Below are 20,140 nucleotides of genomic sequence, written 5' to 3'. Positions count from 1 at the left end.
GAAAGCGCAGGACTGTATCGATGAGCACCGACGACGCCGGCTCCGACAAGACCACCGACGAGGCCGGGACCGGCACGGGTGACGGGGGCGTCGCCCTCGGCAAGTCCGGCGCGGCGACATCGGCGGCGGGCGAGCCGGGGTCGTCCCGGCTGCCCCTGATCGCCGCCTTCACCGCGGGCATCCTCGCGGTCGCCGCGGTGACCGCGGTCGTGGTGTTCTGGCGCCAGGCCGAGGAGCGCGGCGCCGAGCTGGACGCCGTCGCCGGGGCGAAGAGCGCCGCCTGCGACTTCGGCCGCGCGGTCTCCGAGTACGACTACGCCAAGGATCTCGGCACCTACTTCCAGACCGTGAAGGACGGCGCCACCGGCGACTTCCTGAAGGAGTTCTCCGACGCGCAGCAGGCGCTCACCGACGCCATGACCCAGGCCAAGGTCAAGTCCTGGACCGACGACGTGCAGTGCGGCTGGCAGTCCGGCGACGATTCCTCCGCCCAGGTGCTGGTGACGCTCACCCAGTACCGCACCAACTTCACCCAGCCCACCCCGGACCGGCAGTACGTGGTGGTCATCGCCGACCTGGAGAAGTCCGGCGACAAGTGGCTGGTCGGCAAGCTCGACTCGCCCATGCTCCGCGGCGCGGGCAGCGGCCTGCCCGGCGGTGCGGGCACCCCGGCCCCCGGCGGCGCCACCCCGGCACCCGCACCAACCCCGGGCGGCTAGCCAACTCGACCCGGGCGGGCCGAACTCGAGCCCGGGCTGAACTCGGGCCTGGGCCGAACTCGAGCCCGGGCCGAGCCGCCGGCGCCGCCGTCGGCTCGAACCCGGTGTGTTACGCCGTGGCACGGGCTCAGGTCAGCGACGGCACCGGGCGGTGGACTGCTCCGGCCGGAGCCGCCATCAACTCGAACGCCGTGCCGCGGGCTCAGAACAGGGTCAGCGACGGCACCGCCGCGGCAGGCTGCTCCGGCCGGACGACCTCCACCGGCTCGGCCGTGACCGCGGGAATCTCCGCGGTCACGGCATCGGCCACCGCCGCGGTGGCGGCGGCCTTGCGCGCCGCCTCCCCGGCCAGCGCGTCCGCCTGCTCGTTGTAGTAGTTGCCGACGTGGCCGCGCACCCAGCGGAAGCGCACCGGCCCCGGCCGGCCGGAGATGGCCCGGTCGATCTGCTTGACCAGCTCGGCGTTCTTCACCGCACCCCCGGTCGCGGTGCGCCAGCCGTTCACCCGCCAGGCGGAGATCCACTCCGAGGCGCACTTGATGGCGTAGAGCGAATCGCTCTCCAGCAGCAGCGGCTCCGGCCCGGGGTGCGCCACGATCGCCTCCAGGATGGCGCGCAGCTCGGCGATCTGATTCGTGCCCGTCGAGGCGCCGCCGCTCGCGGAGCCGCCGGTGTGGTTCACCCAGGCCCAGCCGACGGCGCCGCCCGGATTGCGCAGGCAGGACCCGTCGGTGCTCACGATGATCATGGCAGGCACCCTACGCAATCCGGCCGACAAGATCTGTTCCGTGAAATTCCTCGATCTCCCTTCGCAACTGGGCCTCGGTGCGGCGCAGCGCCGCCCTGACCGCTGATTCGACGGGCCGGGCCAGCAGCCTGGCGAGCCCGGTGGGGGTGGCGTAGCGCGCCTCCGAGGTGAGCACCGACCGGCCGTAGCCGAGCGGATCGAAATGTAGCGTGAGCGTGCCCGAGAGCCGGCCACGCAGGGTATAACCGATGACGACGTTGCGCCGGTAGTCGGTGATCTCGCACTCCAGCGTGGATCGCCAGGGACCGAGGCGGGTGTCGGTGCTGAACACCGCACCCCGCCCGCGGTCGAGCTCCCCGGCCGGTTCGAACCCCGCCACACCGAACATCCAGTCCGGGACGAAGCGATGGTTGTCGGCGTAGGTGAACGCGACGTCGACCGGAGCTCCCACGTCACTGGCGTACCTGATGTGGCCCATAGGCCCTCCCTGATCCACGGCTGCGGTCAAAAGTACTACAGCACTCCTCTTTATTCGAGGAATTCGCCGCGGGAATCCGGAGATCACGAACTGGGCGGTCGGCTCTTTTTCTGCTGGTCAGCGCCCCGGCGCCGGCGCGGAGGCGAGCGAATCGAGCTGGTCGACGATGTGCTCGGCGATCGGCACGGCCGAGGTCGCGGCCGGTGACGGGGCGTTGAAGACGTGCACCGAGCGGGCCGTCCGGCCGAGCAGGAAGTCGTGCACCAGGGTGCCGTCCGGCAGCACCGCCTGGGCCCGGATGCCCGCCGGGTGCGGTCGCAGGTCGGCGAGCTCGAGCTCGGGGCAGTAGCGCCTGCACTCGGCGAGGTACCCGCGCCGGAACATCGAATTGCGCAACTCGCGCGCCCCGGTGCGGACGTGTTCGCGGGCCAGCCGGTGGAAGCCGCGGTAGCCGAGCACCGCGCGCAGATCGCGCGGCTCGACCGACCACTTGCGGTACTTCTCCCTGGCCAGCCCGAGCACCGCGTTCGGGCCGACGGTCAGCTCGCCGTGGATGGTCGGGCTCAGGTGCACCCCGAGGAAGGGCAGCGCCGGGTCCGGGATCGGGTAGATCAGCGTGCGCACGAGCCGCGCGCGCTCGGTGGGCAGCCGGTAGTACTCGCCGCGGAACGGCACGATGCGGAAGTCGGCTGGCAGCCCGGCGATGCGCGCCAGCCGGTCGGCCTGCAGCCCGCCGCAGACCACCAGCCGCCGGGCCGTCCAGCTGCCGGAGGGGCCGGCCACGGTCACCCGCTCCGCGGTCTCGGCGATGGCCGTCACCGCCGCGCCGTACACCACCTCCGCGCCCGCGGCGACGGCCTCGGCCAGCAGCGCGCGGACGATGGCCGGGTAGTCCACGATGGCCGTGCTCGGCACGAAAAGCGCACCGACCCCGCGGATCCGGGGCTCCCGGCGGGCCAGCTCGGCGGCGTCGATCCGCTCCACCTCGACCCCGTTGTCGACCGAGCGCCGGTGCAGCGCCAGCATCCGCTCGTGCTCCACCGAATCCGTTGCCACCAGGAGCTTTCCGCACACCTCGACCGGAATACCCGCGGCGCGGGCGAATTCGACGGTCCAGCGCGCGCCGCGCGCGCACAGCTCCGCCTTGAGGCTGCCCGGCTCGTAGTAGATGCCGGAGTGCACGACGCCGCTGTTGTGCCCGGTCTGGTGCGTGGCCGCCGCCTGCTCCTTCTCCAGCAGCAGTAGCGACGCGCCCGGGTGCCGCCGCAGGATCCGGTGCGCCGTCGCCACGCCGACGATGCCCGCGCCGATCACGCAGAAGTCGTACTCGGCGGAGCGGGGCGCGGCGGTCATGGCTCCCAGCTCAGCAGATGCCGGGCGCCGCGGGCGCACCGGGGTCAGGTGGTGACGCGGGCGGGCACCTCGGTGCGCTCCAGCCGGAGATCGTGGTCGCCGAGCGTCGGATCACTGAACGTCACTGTGACCGAACCGCCGGTACCGACCTCCGTGCGCAGCGTCGTGACATCGCGCGGATCGACCCGGCCGCCGGTGAGCGCGGCGAAGGTGGCATTGGTGTCGACCGTGAGCGTCATGCCGCCGCTCGCCGACTCGCCGACGTGGGCCTCCAGGTAGGCGGAGCCGACCCGCACCGTGCGGTCGACGGCCGGCTCCGGAGCCGCGGGTGGCTCGGGCCGGAGCGCGGGCTGCACGACCTCAGCGGTCTCCACCGTCTCAGTGGTCTCAGTGGTCTCCGGCCGGGCGGTCACCGTGCCCGCGATCGCCGCGGTGTCCCTGCGCTCGAAGAGCGTGGAGCTGATGAACGGGCGGTTCGGCCCGGCGGGGCGGTGCACCGGCTGTGCCGCGGGCGCCTCCGGCCGGGCGGGGGCGGCTGCGATGGTGCCCGGGGTGCGATCGGGCAGGTTGTTCACCACGTAGGCGCCGGCGGCGGCGGTGAGCGCGATGCTCGCGGTGCCCGCGAGGACGATGGCGGTGGTGCGGGCGATGCCGCGGCGCGGGGTCACGGTCAGGATCTCCGGACCCGGCCGGGGTTCGCCCGGCCTCTGGTTCTCGGTCACGATGCGTTCCTCTCCCTGCGTACCGAACTCCCCTTCGGTTCTGTGTCGCGCCCGGCCCGCATCGTCGGAAGCCGGACGCGCGTCCAGGCTACGGAACCCGGACGGGGCGCGCACACCCCCAGCTGGGCGGGGGTATGCCTGCTCCATTGTGCGGGGCGCGGGTGCTCAGCGGGTTTCGATCATGCACAGGGCGGGTAAACCCTCGGCAGTCGGCGAGCGTCGTGCTCGACCCGCCTGCGGACTTCCGGCCAACGGTGTCCGGCCGTCGCCACGAACGGCGCACATCGACGTGACGCTCGCCGGCCCCCCCAGCGAATCCACAACGGCCGTGGGAATCCCCGTTGTGACTCAGCCGAACTGACCCTTCGCCCGCCCGGCCCCGCTCGGCCCGGCGAAGGCCTGCGCGATCGTCAGCCACTCCGCCGCATCGGCGCCTGTCACCCGGACCGCCAGGTCGTCCGGGTGCCTGCGCTGCGTCACCAGCAGGCAGAAGTCGAGCGCGGGGGCGGTGATCCGCTGCTCGGCGTCGGCCGGTCCCCAGCTCCAGAGCGCGCCGTCCGGCGCGGTCAGCTCGATCCGGAACTCGGCCGCCGGCGGGGTCCGGCCGTGCACGGTGTAGGCGAAGTCGCGGGTGCGGGCGCCGATGTGCGCCACCGCGCGCAGCCGGTGCGTCGGCTCCCTGGTGACGCCGAGCGCGTCCGCCACGTCCTGGCCGTGCGCCCACGTCTCCATCAGCCGGGCGGTAATCATCGACCCCGGCCGCATGGGCGGGCCGAACCACGGCACCTTCGCGCCCTCCGGCACCGCGCGCAGCGCCGCGACCAGGGCGGCACGGCCCTCGCGCCAGCGCCGCAGCAGTACCGCGGGCGGGGCGGCCGCCGCCTCCTCGGCGCCCTCGTCAACGAAGGTGGTGACGCGCGGGGCCGCCTCGATGAGCATGCGGGCGAAGCCGTCGGGGTCGGTAGCGGAGCGCGTGGCGACCCCGTCGGTCCAGGCCAGGTGGCCGATCTGGTGCGCGATGGTCCAGCCGGGGGCGGGGGTGGGACGCTGCCAGCCCGCCGGGTCGAGCGGCGCGACCAAGCGTTCCAGCTCGGCGGATTCGTCGGCGAAGTCGGCGAGCAGCGCGTCCAGGTCGGCCATGCGACCCAGCATCGCAGCGCCCGCCGGGAAAGACAAGCGCACGTGCTTGTTTATCTCACCAGCCGAACAGGATCAGGTGGATCGCGCCGACGCCGAGCCCGAGCACCGCGCCGTGCAGATACAGCAGCCAGGCATCCTGCTCCACCGAGGCGTAGAACATCTCCATGAACTCGCCCGGGCTCATCAGCACCAGCTTGCCCGCGGCGAACTCGTCGATCTTGTCCGCCTGCTCGCGGGCGAACTCCGCGTCCTCCACCAGCGTCGGCGCCAGCCCGACCGCCGCGCCCGCCGCGGTGACCTTGAGGTTGTCGAACTGCTTGCGCCCGAAGGCCGCGCGCACCACCGAGGTGGTGCGGCCGAGCTGCCGGTTGATCTCCTCGGCGATCAGCCGTTCCAGCAGCTGCCTCGTCTTGTCGCCGTTCGGGCCGTCCAGCAGCTCCGCGGAGAGGTTCGGCAGGGTGAGCACCTGGTAGGCCAGGATGTGCGCGAGGTCGACGGCGGCCTGCGGCTGCCGCTTGGCCAGCAGCGCCTGCCGCCACAGGTACCTGTAGCGCGGCTGCGGCTCGCCCGGCTCGAAGACCATCTTCACCGCGATCATGTTCACCAGGACCCCGATCGCGGCCGAGGCGAGCAGGACCACCGCCCAGGCCGGGATCGCGCTGATCACCGGCAGTGACCGGTGCAGGTGCAGGTAGAGCGCGAGCAGCAGCCCGAACGGCGCGCCGAGCAGCCCGATCTTCACCATGAAGCGCAGCTCCGGCGCGGCGATGGTGGTGGTCAGGTCCTTGAGGATGGTCGGGTTCTGCCGCAGGTAGCGGATGACGAAGCTCTTGATGTCGATCAGCTGGTCGACATTGTCGCCGAGCGATTCGAAGGCGCGCCTGCACAGCGCGGGCAGCTCCCGGTCCACCCGCTGGTAGAGCAGCTGCCTGACCGCGCGCGGCAGGCTGCGCCAGAGCTCGGGGTTCTCCCGCTCCATGAGCTCGTCGACCAGCGGCTCGACCTGTTCGCGCGCGAGCACCGCGATGTAATCGGCGATGCCGTCCAGGTCCAGTTCGCGGATGAAGTCCTTCGGGCTGCCGATCCGCATGATCGCCATGTCCACGCAGATGCTGGCCATCTTCTCCGCGCGGGCCGGGATGAAGCCCTGGAAGCCGAGCCGCTTGCCGTCGCCGGAGAAGGTCGGCAGCACCTGCACCCGGCGCGGGAAATAGGGGTAGAGCACCGAGAGCCCGGGGATCCGCACGCCGCGGAACTGCAGCGGCCAGAAGAGCATGATGACGCCGGTCCAGTTCGTCAGCCATCCGGCCAGCCCGGCGAAGATCGGGAAGGTGATCAGCTCGACCACGAATTTCGACTGCCCGGTGAGTTCTTCCCAGTCGATGAAGAGCCCGGAGGCGAGAGCAGTCACGCGCGATCCCCCTCGGTCCTGCCGGGTGGTGAGATGTCAGGGCCCCAACATTCTCATTGCGCTCGAACCGGTGTCAACGCGCCACGACACCGCCGGATGAAGGAGAACCCCCGTGCCGATGCAGACCATCGACATCGCCACCCCGGACGGCACCTCCGACGCGTTGTTCGTCCACCCCGGCTCCGGCACGCACCCCGCCGTGCTGCTCTTCCCGGATGCCTTCGGCCCGCGCCCCGCGCTCACCGAGCTCGCCGAGACCATTTCGGCGCGCGGCTACGCCGTGCTGCTGCCGAACCTCTTCTACCGGGCCGGGCGCGCGCCGGTGGTCGAGCTGCCCGACTTCGTCGGCCCGGAGAACCGGCACGCGGTCTTCGACAAGATCCGCCCGCTGATGGCGCGGCTCACCCCCGAGCTCGCGCTCCGCGACGCGGGCGCCTACCTGGACTGGCTGGCGGCCGCGCCCGAGGTCGCCGACGGCGGGGTCGGGCTCACCGGCTACTGCATGGGCGCCGCGCTGGTGCTGCGCACCGCCGCCGCCTACCCGGAGCGCGTCGCCGCCGGGGCCGGATTCCACGGCGGCAGGCTGGCGAGCGACGCCGCCGACAGCCCGCACCTGGACGCCGACCGGATCACCGCCGAGCTGTACTTCGGCCACGCCGACGCCGACCCCTCGCTCCCCCCGGAGCAGATCGAGCGGCTGAACAAGGCGCTGGACTCGGCCGGGGTGCGCTACCGGGCCGAGGTCTACGCGGGCGCCGCGCACGGCTTCACCCAGCGCGATCTGGCCAGCTACGACGCCGAGGCGGATGCCAGGCACCTGCGCGAACTCGGGGCACTGCTGGACCGCGCACTGGGGTGAGTTCAGCGCCGGACTTCGCCCTCGGCGAACACCGGATCGGTGCGGAACAAAGGTCCGGCCCCCTGGGTTGAGTGGGCATAGCTCAACTTTCAGAAGGGTCGATATCGTGACTACACCTCGGAACCTGCCGGTGCTGTTCCTGACCGATCCGATCGTGCTGCCGGGCATGGTCGTGCCCATCGAACTGGACGAATCGGCGCAGGCGGCGATCGATGCCGCCCGTGCCGCGAAGGAAGGCCAGGTGCTGGTGGCACCGCGGCTGGACGAGGGGTACGCGACGTACGGCGTCGTGGCCACCGTCGAACAGGTCGGCCGGTTGCGCGGGGGCGCGCCCGCCGCGGTGCTGAAGGCCGAGCGCCGGGCCCGGATCGGGCACGGGGTGACCGGGCCGGGCGCCGCGCTCTGGGTGGAGGCCGAGCCGGTGGAGCTCCCACCGGCGGACGGGCGCACCAGGGAACTGGCCGACGAATACAAGAAGCTCGTGGTCTCGGTGCTACAGCGGCGTGAGGCCTGGCAGATCATCGACGCGGTGAACCAGCTGGCCGAGCCGTCCGAGATCGCCGACACCGCGGGCTACGCCTCCTACCTGACCGGCGAGCAGAAGCGCGAGATGCTGGAGACCCCGGACCCGGCCGCCCGGCTGACCAGGCTCATCGAGTGGACCCGCGCGCACATCGCCGAGGCCGAGGTCACCGAGAAGATCGGTGACGAGGTCAGGGAGAACCTGGAGAAGACGCAGCGCGAGTTCCTGCTGCGCCAGCAGTTGAACGCCATCCGCAAGGAGCTGGGCGAGGACGAGCCGGACGGCGCGGACGACTACCGCACCCGGGTCGAGGGGGCCGAGCTCCCGGACGAGGTGCGCGCGGCCGCGCTGCGCGAGGTCGGCAGGCTGGAGCGGGCCGGCGACCAGAGCCCGGAGTCGGGCTGGATCCGCACCTGGCTGGACACCGTGCTCGAGCTGCCGTGGACCGCGCGGACCACCGACAACACCGACGTCACCGCGGCCCGCGCGGTGCTGGACGCCGACCACCACGGCCTGGACGAGGTCAAGGACCGGATGGTGGAGTACCTGGCGGTCCGGGCCAGGCGCGCCGCGCGCGGCCTCGAGGTGGTCGGCGGCCGCGGCTCCGGCGCGGTGCTCGTGCTGGTCGGCCCGCCCGGCGTCGGCAAGACCTCGCTCGGCGAGTCGGTGGCGCGGGCGCTGGGCCGGAAGTTCGTCCGGGTCGCGCTCGGCGGGGTCAGGGACGAGGCCGAGATCCGCGGGCACCGGCGCACCTACGTCGGCGCGCTGCCCGGCCGGATCGTGCGCGCCATGAAGGAGGCCGGGTCGATGAACCCGGTGGTGCTGCTCGACGAGATCGACAAGGTCGGCTCGGACTACCGGGGCGACCCGGCGGCCGCGCTGCTCGAGGTGCTCGACCCGGCGCAGAACCACACCTTCCGCGACCACTACCTCGACCTCGATCTCGACCTCTCCGACGTGCTGTTCGTGGCGACGGCCAATGTCATGGACACCATCCCCGGCCCGCTGCTCGACCGCATGGAGCTGATCACGGTCGACGGTTACACCGAGGACGACAAGGTCGCCATCGCGCGCGACTTCCTGGTGCCCCGGCAGCTGGAGCGCAACGCCCTGACCGGTGACGAGGTGACCGTCACCGACGCGGCGCTGCGCGAGATGGCGGCGAACTACACCCGCGAGGCAGGCGTCCGCCAGCTGGAGCGGCTGATCGCGAAGGGGCTGCGCAAGGCGGCCACCAAGCTCTCGGCCGACGGCTCCGGGCCGCTGACCATCGGGCTCGGCGAGCTGAAGGAGTACCTGGGCAGGCCGCGCTTCACCCCGGACTCCATGGAGCGCACCTCGGTGCCGGGCGTGGCGACCGGGCTCGCGGTCACCGGCGCGGGCGGCGACGTGCTCTACATCGAGGCCAACTCGGCCGAGGGCGAGCGCTCGCTGACACTGACCGGGCAGCTGGGCGACGTCATGAAGGAATCCGCGCAGATCGCGCTGACCTACGTGCGCTCGCACCTGGCCGAGATCGGGATCGAGCCCGCGGTGCTGGACCGCAACATCCACATCCACTTCCCGGCGGGCGCGGTGCCGAAGGACGGGCCGTCGGCGGGCGTCACCATGGTGACGGCGCTGGTCTCGCTGGCGCTGGGCCGGAATGTGCGCGGTGACGTCGGGATGACCGGCGAGGTCACGCTGAACGGCCGGGTGCTGCCGATCGGCGGCGTGAAGCAGAAGCTGCTCGCCGCGCAGCGGGCGGGGTTGAAGACGGTCTTCATCCCGGCGCGCAACGAGCCCGACCTGGACGAGGTCCCCGCCGACGTGCTCGAGGCGCTGGATGTGCGCCCGGTCGCGGACGTGGCGGAGATCCTCGGCTACGCCATCGAGCCGGTCGCCGAACCGGCGCTGGACGGTCCGGCCTTCGCCGCCACCGCCTGATATCGCGACCGGGACCGGGCCACCCCTCGTGGCCCGGTCCCGGTGCGTTTGCGGCACTGGTCCCCGACGCGGGCCCGGTGGATCGCGCGCCCTCGACCGGCCCGGAACCCGTGCCGCTCAGCCCAGTTCGCGCTCGACCACCCTGGTCGTTCCCTGCGCGACCGCGCAGAGCACCGGCTCGCCAGCCCCGTCCTCGCTGAGGATTTCGCAGTGCACCACCGCCTGCCGCCGGGTCGCCCCGGTGACCTTGGCCTCGGCGCGCAGCCGGGTCCCGGCCGCCGGGCGCAGGTAGGTGATGCTGAACCCGCCGGTCAGCACATTCGACCCGAGCACGGTGCCCGCCGCGAAGGTCAGCGCGTTGTCAGCCAGGTACGCGAGTACCCCGCCGTGTACGAAGCCGAACTGCTGCCCGAGCTCGGGGCGGATCGGGATGGCGAGGCTGGCGACGCCGTCGCCGAAGGCGAGCAGTTCGGTGCCGATGAGCTGCGCGAACGGCTGGCGGTCCAGCACCTCGCGGGCGGAGGCGGTATCGAGTACGACCATGGTTGCTCCGATCAATCCGGGTTCTGCAGGGTGAGCCAGGCGGCGGCCGCGAGTTCGCCGGCGACCTCCGCCGGCGGCCGCCGGACGGCCCCGGCCAGCCAGTTCCGCGCGTATTCCTGGGCGGCGCCGAGCCAGAGCGCGTAGAGCAGGTCGAACTCCAGCTCGCGGACCGCCCCGTACCCGGCGTGCGTGCGCCACCAGCGGAAGACATCGACCAGGAACTCCCGATTGCCCTCCTGTTCCCGCACCCCCGGGGGCGCCGCGCCGAACAGCACCGTCGCCCGCGCCGGCTGCTCGGTGACCCACTCCAGGTGCGCGCGCACCCCGGCGGTGACCCCGCCGCGCGCGTCCGCGCTCGCCAGCACCGCCTGCCGGAATCGTGCCTGGAAATCGGTGAGCGCGGTGCTCCAGACCTGCCGGTAGAGCTCGGCCTTGTCCGGGAAGTGGTGGTACAGCGCGCCGACGCTGGCCCCCGCCGCCTCCCGGATCTGGGCCAGCGTCGTCTCCAGCACGCCCCGCTCGGCGAACTGCTGCTCCGCGGCCAGCAGCAACCGATCCCGAATCCGCACGGACAGAATAATATTCTGTCCGACCCGGAAACGTCAGGTGTGCGGTAAGACGGGGTGGTGGCCCGATGGCTGTTGCACGTCGACCTCGATCAGTTCCAGGCGGCGGTGGAGTTCCGCCGCCACCCGGAGCTGCGCGGACTGCCGGTGATCGTCGGCGGCAACGGCGACCCGGACGAGCCGCGCAAGGTGGTCACCTGCGCCTCGTACCCGGCGCGGGTCTTCGGCGTCCGGGCCGGGATGGCGCTGCGCAGCGCTCGGCGCAAGTGCCCGGCCGGCGTCTTCCTCGCGCTCGACCCGCCCGCCTACGACGAGGCATCCGACGAGGTCATGGCGGTGCTGCGCGGCTTCCCCGGCCGAGTCGAGGTCTGGGGCTGGGACGAGGCGTTCCTCGCCGCCGACACCGACGACCCGGAGGCGCTCGCCGCCGCGATCCGCGCCGCCATCGCCGAACTCGAGCTCGGCTGCTCGATCGGGATCGGCGACAACAAGCTCACCGCCAAGCTCGCCACCGGCTTCGCCAAGTCGATCGGCAAGGCGTCGGCGGCCAACCCCGGCGCCGAGCCGGAGCACCGCGCAGGCGCCGCCACCGGCACCTTCCGGCTCACCGCCGCGAACTGGGTCGAGGTCATGGGCCCGCGCCCAACCGACGCGCTCTGGGGCGTCGGCCGCCGGATCGCGGCGCGGATGGCCGCGCTCGGCATCGACACGGTCGCCGAGCTCATGGCCGCCGACCGGGACCGGCTGGCCGCCGAGTTCGGCCCGAACACCGGCCCCTACCTGCTGGCACTCGGCCACGGCCGGGGCGACACCGAGGTCAGCACCGAGCCGAGGGCCGCGGTCGGGCGCAGCAGATCCCAGACCTTCCCGACCGACCTGACCGATCCCGCGGAGATCCGCGCCCAGGTCGCGCGGCTCGCCACCGAGCTGGCCGAGGAGCTGGCGGCGGCGGGCCGGGTCAGCACCAGGGTCTCGGTCACCGTGCGCACCAGCAGCTTCTTCACCCGCAGCAAACAGCGCAGACTCGCGGCGCCGAGCGCCGATGTCGCGCTCATCGCGGAGACCGCGGTGGCGGTGCTGGACCGGTTCGAGCTGGACCGCCCGGTGCGGCTGCTCGGGGTGCGCCTGGAACTCGTTCCCGAGTGAGCCCCTCGTATGCTTCCGCCATGACCTTCTCGGCGATGGTGGCCAACGCTTCGGACGGTGCGATCGTCCTCTCCAGGGAGGAGGTCGGCGACGACTTCCTCGGGGACGGCGAGGTGACGATCGAGGTGCACTACTCGAGCGCCAACTACAAGGACGCCCTCGCCATCACGCCGCGCGGCGGGGTGGTGCGGCAGTACCCGATCGTGCCGGGGATCGACCTGGCCGGCGAGGTCGTCGCCTCCGACGACGATGCCTTCGCCCCCGGCGACCAGGTAATCGCGCACGGCTACGAGCTCGGCGTCTCGCGCAACGGCGGCTTCGCCCAGCTGGCCAGGGTGCCCGCCGACTGGGTCGTCAAGCTGGACGGGCTGAGCACGCGGGACGCCGCCGCCATCGGCACCGCGGGCTTCACCGCCGCGCTCAGCGTGCGCGCCCTGCTCGACAGGGGCCTCACCCCGGACGACGGCGCGGTGCTGGTCACCGGCGCCACCGGCGGGGTCGGCGGGGTCGCAATCGACATCCTGTCCGGGCTCGGCTTCGAGGTCATCGCCTCGACCGGCAAGACCGACGCCGACGACCTGCTCGCCGAGCTCGGCGCGAACGAGGTGATCGGCAGGCTGCCCGAGGACCCCGAGGCCAAGCCGCGCCCGCTCACCTCGGCGCGCTGGGCGGGGGCCGTCGACAGCGTCGGCGGCGCCTCGCTCGCCTACATCCTGAGCGCCATCGGGTACGGCGGCGCGGTCGCGGCCAGCGGGCTGACCGGCGGGCCGGGCGTGCCGACCACGGTCATGCCCTTCATCCTGCGGGCCGTCTCGCTGCTCGGCATCGACTCGGTGAACCTGCCGATCGAGCAGCGCCGGGAGATCTGGGCCCAGCTCGGCGGTGAACTCCGCCCGCGACATCTGACCGCGTTCACCAACTTCGCCCCCATCACCGACGCCGAACAGGTCCTCCACTCGATCCACGACGGAACCCACCGCGGCCGTACCGTCTTCGGCATCGACTTCTAGGCGACGCTCACCGGCTCGTCGGCGAACTGGGTGCGGTACAGCTCGGCATAGCGCCCCTCGGCGGCCAGCAGTTGCTGATGGGTTCCGCGTTCGGCCACCCGCCCGTGCTCGAGCACCACGATCTCGTCGGCGGCGCGGATGGTGGAGAGCCGGTGCGCGATCACGATCGCGGTGCGCCCCTGGAGCGCCTCGGTCAGCGCCTCCTGGACGGCCGCCTCCGAGGTGGAGTCCAGCGAGGCGGTGGCCTCGTCCAGGATCACCACCCGCGGCTGCTTGAGCAGCAGCCGGGCGATGGTGAGGCGCTGCCGCTCGCCGCCGGAGAGCCGGTACCCGCGCTCGCCGACCACCGTGTCCAGCCGGTCCGGCAGCGACTCAACCAGCTCCAGCAGCCGGGCCCTGGTCAACGCCGACCACAGCTCGTCCTCGCTCGCCTCCGGCCTGGCCAGCAGCAGGTTGGCCCGGATGGTCTCGTGGAACAGGTGGCCGTCCTGGGTCACCAGCCCGACGGTGTCCCGGATCGAGGTGGCGCTCAGCTCCCTGATATCGACCCCGTTCAGCCGAACCGCGCCGGAATCCACGTCGTAGAGCCGCGAAACCAGCTGCGCGATCGTCGACTTACCCGCCCCCGACGAGCCGACCAGCGCGACCATCCGCCCCGGATCGGCGCGCAGCGAGACCCCGTGCAGCACCGGGACGCCGCCCCTGGTGTCCAGCGTCGCCACCTCCTCCAGCGAGGCCAGCGACACCTTGTCCGCGGACGGGTAGCCGAACCCGACCCCGTCCAGCTCCACCGCGACCGGCCCGTCGGGCACCGGCACCGCGTTCGGCGCGTCCTCGATCAGCGGCGTCATGTCCAGCACCTCGAAGACCCGCTCGAAGCTCACCAGCGCGGACATGATCTCCATCCGCGCGCTGGCCAGCGCGGTGAGCGGCGAGTAGAGCCGGGTCAGCAGCAGCGAGAGCGCGACCACCGCGCCCGCGTCCAGCTGCCCGCGCAGCGCGTACCAGCCGCCGAGCCCGTAGACCAGCGCGACCGCCAGCGCCGAGACCAGGGTGAGCGCGGTGACGAAGACGGTCTGCAGCATCGCCGTGCGCACCCCGATATCGCGCACCCGCCGCGCCCGCGTCGCGAACTCCGCCGACTCCTGCTCCGGCCGCCCGAACAGCTTGACCAGCGTCGCCCCCGGCGCCGAGAACCGCTCCGTCATCTGGGTGCTCATCGAGGCGTTCAGATCCGCGGCCTCGCGCTGGATCCCGGCCAGCTTGGTGCCCATCCGGCGCGCGGGCAGCACGAACACCGGGAGCAGCAGCAGCGCGAGCAGCGTGATCTGCCAGGAGATCCCGATCATCACCACCAGCGTGAGCCCGAGCGTCACCAGGTTGGTGACCACGCCGGAGAGGGTGTCGCTGAACGCCCGCTGCGCGCCGATCACGTCGTTGTTCAACCGGCTCACCAGCGCGCCGGTGCGGGTGCGGGTGAAGAAGGCGACCGGCATCTTCTGCACGTGGTCGAAGACGGCGGTCCGCAGATCCAGGATCAACCCCTCGCCGATCCCGGCCGAGAGCCGCCGTACCACCAGCCCGAGCCCGGCATCGACCACCGCCAGCCCGCCGATCACCAGCGCCAGCGTGACCACGACCCGCGCCGCCGCCCCGCCGACGATGTCGTTCACCACCCGCCCGGCCAGCACCGGCGTCGCCACCGAGATCAGCGCCGAGAGCACGCTGAACCCGAGGAACAGCCCGATCGTCCGCCGGTGCGGCGTGGCGAACCGCAGAATGCGCGCCGCCGTCGCCCGCCGGAACGGCCGCCGCTCGTCCGGCGCGCTCAGCTGCCGATACATCTGACTCCACGCTACGGATTCGATGCTCATCCGATCACTCCTCTCGCACTCGGAGCCCATTGGACCCCGAGCCACCGACACTAAGACCTCAACAAAGGTTGAGCGCAAGCTGTTTTCGGCCGGGCCTACCCTGGTGCAGGTGAAAGGACGGCCGGACGAGCCCGAACTCATCGCTCGGGCGCTTGGTGCGCGGGTGCGCGGCGAGGTGGACGGGTCGGCGCGGCGGCGGGCGGAGTACTCGTCGGACGCCTCGAACTACCGGGTGCCGCCGACGGCCGTCGTGTTCCCCCGGGACGACGCGGACGTGGCGGCGGCGCTGGCGTTCGCCACCGAGCACGGGCTGCCGCTGACGGCGCGCGGCGCGGGGACGTCGGTGGCCGGGAACGCGGTCGGCACCGGGCTGGTGCTGGACTTCAGCAGGCACATGCACGCGATCGGGCCGATCGACCCGGACGGCGGGCGGGTCACGGTGCAGCCGGGCGTGGTGCTCGCCCGGCTGCAGCGCGCGGCCGCGCGGCACGGCCTCCGCTTCGGCCCCGACCCCTCCACACAGAGCCGCTGCACGCTCGGCGGCATGATCGGCAACAATGCCTGCGGGCCGCGCGCGGTGGCCTGGGGCCGCACCGCCGACAACGTGCGCACGCTGCGGATTCTGGACGGCACCGGCACCGAGCGGCTGCTCGGCACCGACCTCGCCGTACTCCCCGGGCTGCCGGAGTTCACCCGCGCGCAGCTGGCGCTGCTGCGCACCGATCTGGGCCGCTTCGACCGTCAGGCCTCGGGGTACGGGCTGGAACACCTGCTCCCGGAGCGGGGTTCGGCGGTCGCGCGGGCCTTCGTCGGCAGCGAGGGCACCTGCGGAGTCCTGCTCGACGCCACCGTCGAGCTGGTCCCGCTGCCGGGCGCGACCGTGCTCACCGTGCTCGGCTACCCGGACATGGCCACCGCCGCCGACGACATCGCCGCGGTGCTCGCGGTCCGGCCGACGGCGGTCGAGGGGATCGACGCCAGGCTGGTCGAGGTGGTCCGCGCCGAGCGCGGCGCCGTGCCCGAGCTGCCGCGCGGCGCCGCCTGGCTCTTCGTCGAGACCAGTGGCGACAGCGCGGATTCCGCCCACGAAGCCGCGCGCGAACTCTGCCTGACCGCGGGCGCCGTCGACAGCAGGATCGTCACCGACCGCGCCGCCACCGCCGCGCTCTGGCGGATCCGCGCCGACGGCGCCGGGCTTGCCGGCCGCTCCCCCGACGGCAAACCGGCCTGGCCCGGCTGGGAGGACGCCGCCGTCCCGCCCGAGCGGCTCGGCGCCTACCTGCGCGAATTCGGTGCGCTCACCGCCGAGCACGGCGTGGACGGGCTGCTCTACGGGCACATCGGCGACGGCTGCATCCACGTCCGGCTGGACCTGCCGATCGTCGGGGCGCCGCGCCGCTTCCGCGCCTTCCTGCTCGACGCCGCCGATCTGGTTGTCCGGCACGGCGGCTCGCTCTCCGGTGAGCACGGCGACGGCCGGGCCCGCTCGGAGCTGCTCGCGCGCATGTACTCCCCCGCCGTGCTCGCGGCATTCGGCGAGTTCAAAGCACTTTTCGACCCGGGCGGGGTGCTCAATCCCGGAGTGCTGGTCGCGCCGAGCCCGATCGACGCCGACCTGCGAGTGGCCGGTCTCCCGCCGGTGCCGACGCGCGGGATCGCGCTCCCGGGTGACGGCGGCGACCTGTCCACCGCCGTGCACCGCTGCGTCGGGGTCGGCTCGTGCCGCGCGGACTCCGGCGGCTTCATGTGCCCCTCGTTCCGCGCCACCGCGGACGAGAAGGACAGCACCCGGGGCCGGGCCAGGGTGCTGCAGGAGGTGGTGCGCGGCGCGCTCCCGATCACCGGCCCCGAGGTGCACGCGTCACTCGACCTGTGCCTCTCCTGCCGCGCCTGCGCGACCGACTGCCCGGCCGGGGTGGACATGGCTACCTACAAATCCGAGGTTCTATACCGCAGGTACCAGGGGAAACTGCGCCCGATCGACCACTACACGCTGGGCGGGCTGCCGCGCTGGCTGGCACTCGCGAGCCGCGTGCCGCGGCTGGCGAACGCCCTCGCCCGCGTCGGCCCGCTGCGCCGAATCGGCCTGCGCGCGGCCGGTATCGACCCGCGCCGCCGGGTTCCCGCGCTGGCCGAGCACCGGGTGGAGCGCGCACGCCGGGTCACCGGCACCGGCCCCGAGGTACTGCTCTGGATCGACACCTTCACCGACGCCTTCGACCCGGCCATCGCCACCGCCGCCATCGGCCTGCTGGAATCGCTCGGCTACCGGGTCCGGCTGCCGGAACGTCGGGTCTGCTGCGGGCTGACCTGGATCACCACGGGTCAGCTCGACACCGCCCGCACCCGGCTCCGAGCCGCGCTCGACGAACTGGACACCCACATCCGGGCGGGCGGCCGGGTGGTCGGGCTGGAGCCATCCTGCACCGCCGCACTCCGCGCCGACCTCCCGGAACTCCTCCCGGACGACCCGCGCTCGGCCCCCACCGCGGCCGCGGTGCGCACCCTCGCCGAATTCCTGCTCGCGCACCCGGATTGGACCCCGCCGCGCCGAGACGGCCGGACGGTCGTGGTGCAACCGCACTGTCACCAGTACGCGACGGCGGGCTTCTCGGCAGATCGCCAGATATTAGCTGCAATGGGCGTTCGGCTGCACGAGATCAGCGGTTGCTGCGGCCTCGCGGGCAACTTCGGAATGCGGGCCGGACATTTCGACATTTCCGTGGCAATCGCCGGAAATGGATTGCTCCCAGCCCTGGAGGCTGCTCCGGCGGACGCGATCCTGCTCGCCGACGGCTTCTCCTGCCGGACCCAGGCCGCGGAGCTTGCGGGGCACGAAGCCCGCCATTTGGCCCAGTTTCTCTGGGAAGACTGAGCGCGGCGCCGGCCCCCCGCTGCGGTGGGGGGCCGACGCCGTTCTCAGCTCCCGAAGGGAAGCGTGCCGGGCTGAATGTGATAGCCGGAGCTGCCGGCGGCGAAGCCGCCGACCCCGTCGAGCAGGAAATTGAGCAGGTTCGTGAGCATCGCGCATCACCCTTCGTGAACCGACTGCCGGCAGTTTGCCGATCACGTCGATATCGTCGAGGTCACAGGTGGTGTTACCGATCGGCGCGAATTCGGCAACAGATCACAGGGTGATCACCGCGCGCCGGGGCCGGTCGCCTTGCCGAGCAGCGCGACCAGCCGCCGCACCTCGGCGTCGGTCAGCGCCGTTCCGGGGAAGAAGACCTGCCGGTTGACCAGCCCGTCCAGCGTGATGACGCAGAGCTCGGCGGCCGAGGTGGTCATCTCCAGCCCGGAGTCGGCCAGCCCCTGCCTGACCAGCGAGACGAAGGCGGCGCGGTTGTCGTCGAAGTGCCTGCTCAGCTCCTCGTCGGTGCGCGCCTCGGCGAGCAGGTGGTGCCTGGCGACCACCCGGTACCTGGCCTCCGGGGCGGTCATCTCGGTGATCACGGCGACCGCGACGGCGAAGAGCGCGCGCGGGTGCGGCTCCCAGAAGTGCCTGGCCGCGATCCGCATGTCCTGGGCGAAGAGCTCGTCGGCCGCCATCTGCAGCAGCCGCAGCCGATTCGGCGCGTGGTAGTTGACCGATCCGGGCGGAAGTTCGGCGGCGGCGTCGACATTGCGATGGGTCAATTTTCGCGGGCCCTGCTCGCCGAGCACGCGCAATGCGGCCTCGGCGATTCGCGCACGCCGGTCTGCGGAGTCCTGGCGTGGCCGTCGAGCGGAAACCATGATTCCGGAATTTACCCCGCGCTGTCGGCTTCCACAGATGTCCGGAGCGACCCGGCGGAGCGCCCTCGCGCCCGGTGCCCGGGTACGGCGGCAGGCGTGCTCGGAGCGGGCCGCGCGGACGCCGTCACGCCGGGCCGCGCACAATGGTCCGGTGCGACGGCAGGCCGGGGTGACCAGGGGTGATCATCGTCGCGCACCCGCCACGGCGACCGGAACCACCCGGACCCTGACCACCGACCGCCCGTTCGACCTCACCACCACCCTCGCCCCCCTCTCCCGCGGCGCCGGCGACCCCTGCCACCGCACCGCACCGGACGGCGCGCACTGGCACGCCTCCCGCCTCCCGACCGGCCCGGTCACCTACCGCCTCCAGCAGGCGGGCCGCACCGGCGTGCGGGCGACGGCGTGGGGACCAGGGGCCGACGAGTTCCTGACCGGGCTCGAGCGCATGCTCTGCCTGGACGAGTGCGTCGACGCCTTCACCCCGGAGCACCCCAAGATCGCCGAGGCGCACCGCCGCCACCCCGGCCTGCGCATGCTCCGCACCGGCCTGGTCTTCGAGGCGCTGGTCCCGGCGATCCTGGAGCAGAAGGTGCACACCATCTCCGCCCGCCGCTCCTGGTGCGCCCTGGTCCGCCGCTACGGCGAGCCCGCACCCGGCCCCGGCGGCCTCACGCTCCCGCCCGCACCGGAGACCTGGCAGCACATCCCGTCCTGGGCCTACCACCGGGCCAATGTCGGGCCGCAGCGCTCGGCCACCATCGTCCGCGCCGCCCGCTCCGCCGCCGCCATCGACCGCACCGCCGCCCTCGACCCCGCCGCGGCGGGCGAGCGGCTGCGCAGCGTCCCCGGAATCGGCGTCTGGACCGTCGCCGAGGTCGCCCAGCGCGCCTACGGCGACCCGGACGCGATCTCGGTCGGCGACTACCACCTCGCCGCCGTCGTCGGCTGGACCCTGCTCGGCCGCCCGCTCGACGACGCGGGCATGGTCGAGTACCTCGAACCGCTACGCCCGCACCGCTACCGCGCGGTCCGGCTGCTGGAGATCAGCGGCCAGGCGCACCGCCCCAAGTTCGCCCCGCGCACCCCGCTCACCGACCACACCTGGCACTAGGAGGGAAGGGCGCGGGCGTCGAGGACGCAGCGCCCGGCCTCGACCAGGGTGCGCCGCGCCCGCCTGCGGGCCAGGCACTCGTCGACGGTGCAGTCCAGGTGCAGCTGCATGGCGGTGTGCGCCTGCTCCGGCGTCAGCGGGCCGGGGTCGGCGGCGCAGGCGTAGAGAGCCGCGAGGCGCAGATTGAACTCGGTCAACGACACGGTCACCTCCGGTTCTAGGGGGCACGGCACACATCCAGCACACCAGGGGAATGCCGTGTAGATGCCGGAT

18 protein-coding genes are annotated in these 20,140 nt (G+C 72.8%); 7 read left to right on the top strand and 11 right to left on the bottom strand.

Translation table 11 applies throughout. The features are described from left to right. Positions 1-20 precede the first annotated feature (20 nt). On the top strand, positions 21-719 hold the full coding sequence (locus tag LTT61_RS18365) for a hypothetical protein (protein ID WP_233015327.1): 699 nt from the start codon (positions 21-23) through the stop codon (positions 717-719). Positions 720-921: 202 nt separating this feature from the next. On the opposite strand, the gene LTT61_RS18360 is transcribed toward LTT61_RS18365, so the two are convergent. The 6 genes from LTT61_RS18360 to LTT61_RS18335 form a co-directional block, all read right to left on the bottom strand. Then, a complete protein-coding gene (locus tag LTT61_RS18360; protein WP_233015326.1) occupies positions 922-1,467 on the bottom strand; it encodes a ribonuclease H family protein in 546 nt (181 codons plus the stop codon). Between the two features lie 10 nt (positions 1,468-1,477). Then, a complete protein-coding gene (locus LTT61_RS18355; protein WP_269821756.1) occupies positions 1,478-1,945 on the bottom strand; it encodes an SRPBCC family protein in 468 nt (155 codons plus the stop codon). Positions 1,946-2,062: 117 nt separating this feature from the next. Next, a complete protein-coding gene (lhgO, locus tag LTT61_RS18350) occupies positions 2,063-3,298 on the bottom strand; it encodes an L-2-hydroxyglutarate oxidase (protein WP_233015324.1) in 1,236 nt (411 codons plus the stop codon). Between the two features lie 44 nt (positions 3,299-3,342). Then, positions 3,343-4,020, bottom strand: coding sequence for a hypothetical protein (locus tag LTT61_RS18345; RefSeq protein WP_233015323.1), 678 nt, complete (start codon positions 4,018-4,020; stop codon positions 3,343-3,345). 348 nt (positions 4,021-4,368) lie between these two features. Continuing rightward, positions 4,369-5,160 (bottom strand): TIGR03084 family metal-binding protein, encoded by a 792-nt coding sequence (locus tag LTT61_RS18340; RefSeq protein WP_233015322.1) that lies wholly within the window; start codon positions 5,158-5,160, stop codon positions 4,369-4,371. Between the two features lie 55 nt (positions 5,161-5,215). Beyond that, positions 5,216-6,571: a hypothetical protein gene (locus LTT61_RS18335; RefSeq protein WP_233015321.1), complete on the bottom strand. Its 1,356-nt coding sequence runs from the start codon at positions 6,569-6,571 to the stop codon at positions 5,216-5,218. A gap of 118 nt (positions 6,572-6,689) precedes the next feature. On the opposite strand from LTT61_RS18335, the gene LTT61_RS18330 reads away from it, so the two are divergent. Together LTT61_RS18330 and lon are read left to right on the top strand one after the other, a co-directional pair. Beyond that, positions 6,690-7,430, top strand: coding sequence for a dienelactone hydrolase family protein (locus tag LTT61_RS18330; protein ID WP_233021070.1), 741 nt, complete (start codon positions 6,690-6,692; stop codon positions 7,428-7,430). Positions 7,431-7,596: 166 nt separating this feature from the next. Beyond that, positions 7,597-9,879 (top strand): endopeptidase La, encoded by a 2,283-nt coding sequence (gene lon, locus LTT61_RS18325; protein ID WP_233021069.1) that lies wholly within the window; start codon positions 7,597-7,599, stop codon positions 9,877-9,879. A 117-nt stretch (positions 9,880-9,996) separates the two neighbouring features. On the opposite strand, the gene LTT61_RS18320 is transcribed toward lon, so the two are convergent. Together LTT61_RS18320 and LTT61_RS18315 are read right to left on the bottom strand one after the other, a co-directional pair. Further along, complete coding sequence (locus LTT61_RS18320; RefSeq protein ID WP_233015320.1) at positions 9,997-10,422, bottom strand: PaaI family thioesterase; 426 nt, start codon at positions 10,420-10,422, stop codon at positions 9,997-9,999. Positions 10,423-10,433: 11 nt separating this feature from the next. Beyond that, complete coding sequence (locus tag LTT61_RS18315) at positions 10,434-10,991, bottom strand: TetR/AcrR family transcriptional regulator (protein ID WP_233015319.1); 558 nt, start codon at positions 10,989-10,991, stop codon at positions 10,434-10,436. A gap of 57 nt (positions 10,992-11,048) precedes the next feature. On the opposite strand from LTT61_RS18315, the gene LTT61_RS18310 reads away from it, so the two are divergent. Together LTT61_RS18310 and LTT61_RS18305 are read left to right on the top strand one after the other, a co-directional pair. After that, positions 11,049-12,134: a DNA polymerase IV gene (locus LTT61_RS18310; RefSeq protein ID WP_233015318.1), complete on the top strand. Its 1,086-nt coding sequence runs from the start codon at positions 11,049-11,051 to the stop codon at positions 12,132-12,134. 20 nt (positions 12,135-12,154) lie between these two features. After that, on the top strand, positions 12,155-13,144 hold the full coding sequence (locus LTT61_RS18305; RefSeq protein ID WP_233015317.1) for an acryloyl-CoA reductase: 990 nt from the start codon (positions 12,155-12,157) through the stop codon (positions 13,142-13,144). On the opposite strand, the gene LTT61_RS18300 is transcribed toward LTT61_RS18305, so the two are convergent. Then, entirely contained in the window at positions 13,141-15,018 is a 1,878-nt protein-coding gene (locus LTT61_RS18300; RefSeq protein ID WP_233015316.1) for an ABC transporter ATP-binding protein, read from the bottom strand. The two genes, LTT61_RS18305 and LTT61_RS18300, sit on opposite strands and share 4 nt — an antisense overlap. 109 nt (positions 15,019-15,127) lie before the next feature. Here LTT61_RS18300 and LTT61_RS18295 point away from each other — a divergent pair, with 109 nt between their 5' ends. Then, complete coding sequence (locus tag LTT61_RS18295) at positions 15,128-17,893, top strand: FAD-binding and (Fe-S)-binding domain-containing protein (RefSeq protein ID WP_233015315.1); 2,766 nt, start codon at positions 15,128-15,130, stop codon at positions 17,891-17,893. A 263-nt stretch (positions 17,894-18,156) separates the two neighbouring features. Here LTT61_RS18295 and LTT61_RS18290 read toward each other — a convergent pair whose 3' ends face one another. After that, positions 18,157-18,753 (bottom strand): TetR/AcrR family transcriptional regulator, encoded by a 597-nt coding sequence (locus tag LTT61_RS18290; RefSeq protein WP_233015314.1) that lies wholly within the window; start codon positions 18,751-18,753, stop codon positions 18,157-18,159. Positions 18,754-18,904: 151 nt separating this feature from the next. On the opposite strand from LTT61_RS18290, the gene LTT61_RS18285 reads away from it, so the two are divergent. Further along, entirely contained in the window at positions 18,905-19,867 is a 963-nt protein-coding gene (locus tag LTT61_RS18285; protein ID WP_420094658.1) for a DNA-3-methyladenine glycosylase family protein, read from the top strand. Here the strand turns inward: LTT61_RS18285 and LTT61_RS18280 are convergent. After that, positions 19,864-20,064 (bottom strand): hypothetical protein, encoded by a 201-nt coding sequence (locus LTT61_RS18280; protein WP_420094657.1) that lies wholly within the window; start codon positions 20,062-20,064, stop codon positions 19,864-19,866. The genes LTT61_RS18285 and LTT61_RS18280 overlap by 4 nt on opposite strands. Between the last annotated feature and the right edge of the window lie 76 nt (positions 20,065-20,140).

The organism is Nocardia asteroides (assembly GCF_021183625.1).
GTDB classification, from domain to species: domain Bacteria; phylum Actinomycetota; class Actinomycetes; order Mycobacteriales; family Mycobacteriaceae; genus Nocardia; species Nocardia asteroides_A.
This window is presented reverse-complemented; position numbering and strand designations above follow the sequence as displayed.